This is a genomic window from Streptomyces sp. NPDC057638 (assembly GCF_042800315.1).
Taxonomy (GTDB): Bacteria; Actinomycetota; Actinomycetes; order Streptomycetales; family Streptomycetaceae; genus Streptomyces.
On sequence record NZ_JBHVHF010000615.1, the window covers coordinates 1 to 1,169 of the forward strand.

General features: G+C 66.3%; 2 protein-coding genes. Both read left to right on the plus strand.

Annotated features, from left to right (window positions below; all coding sequences use genetic code 11):
* Positions 1 to 92 precede the first annotated feature (92 nt).
* Complete coding sequence (locus tag ACFVIM_RS35235; RefSeq protein WP_384310479.1) at positions 93 to 320, plus strand: hypothetical protein; 228 nt, start codon at positions 93 to 95, stop codon at positions 318 to 320.
* A gap of 154 nt (positions 321 to 474) precedes the next feature.
* On the plus strand, positions 475 to 1,155 hold the full coding sequence (locus tag ACFVIM_RS35240; RefSeq protein WP_384310482.1) for an HU family DNA-binding protein: 681 nt from the start codon (positions 475 to 477) through the stop codon (positions 1,153 to 1,155).
* Positions 1,156 to 1,169 lie beyond the last annotated feature (14 nt).

Below are 1,169 nucleotides of genomic sequence, written 5' to 3' on the forward strand. Positions count from 1 at the left end.
TTCGTCAAGTCTAGTGTTCGACCTGAAGATCCGTCGGTCGCTTGTTGAGACCCCGCCGGGCGACAACTCGCCCCAGATGGCACAATCGGTGCATGGAACGCGACAGCCAACTCACGCTCTACGCGGCTGTCGCGGCCCAACTGAAGGAAGCGCACACCCGAGTGCGCGCACTGCAAGTCCCGGAGGGCGTAAGGAAGGCGCTCTCCCGGAAGCTGCTGGTCATCACGGCCGCGGCGAAGCACGATCTCCCGGACGCCGCACGGCGTCTGGACCGCTTGATGCGGGACCTCGACGAGGGGCGATTCCCGGAAGGCGACTGACATCCGAACTCCATGACGACCGACTTCCGAGGTCGATTCGTTGCGGCACTAGGGTGATTAGACCGTTTCGTGTTTGATTTGCGGTATATATCTGCCTAACGTGCGAAAAAGCCTGGGCGGATTCGTTCCAGGCAATGTCTCCGAAGGGGAAGACGTGAACAAGGCGCAGCTCGTAGAAGCGATTGCCGACAAGCTCGGCGGCCGACAGCAGGCGGCCGACGCCGTCGACGCGGTGCTTGACGCGATCGTCCGCGCGGTCGTCGCCGGAGACCGGGTCTCGGTCACCGGCTTCGGATCGTTCGAGAAGGTCGACCGTCCCGCCCGCTACGCCCGCAACCCGCAGACCGGGGAGCGGGTCCGGGTCAAGAAGACCTCCGTTCCGCGCTTCCGCGCAGGTCAGGGCTTCAAGGACCTGGTCAGCGGCTCGAAGAAGCTGCCGCGCGGCGGTGAGGTCGCGGTGAAGAAGGCGCCCAAGGGCAGCCTGTCCGGCGGCACCTCCACCCGTACGACGGCCAAGGCCGCGGCCAAGAAGGCCACCGCCAAGAAGGCCACGGCGAAGAAGACCACCGCGGCCAAGAAGGCGACTCCGGCGAAGAAGACCGTCGCGAAGAAGGCCACCGCGGCCAAGAAGGCGACCACGGCCGCGAAGAAGACCGTCGCGAAGAAGGCCACCGCCGTGAAGAAGGCGACCACGGCCAAGAAGGCGGCCCCCGCCAAGAAGGCCACGGCGAAGAAGACCGCGCCCGCGAAGAAGGCGACGGCGAAGAAGGCGCCCGCGAAGAAGGCGACCGCCCGCAGCACCGCCGCGAAGAAGACCACCGCCCGCAAGAGGTAGGACGGTCTCCGGAG

Excerpts from the sequence above, each read along its gene's own strand:
- ACFVIM_RS35235 (WP_384310479.1), top strand. The coding sequence starts at position 93 with ATGGAACGCGACAGCCAACTCACGCTCTACGCGGCTGTCGCGGCCCAA.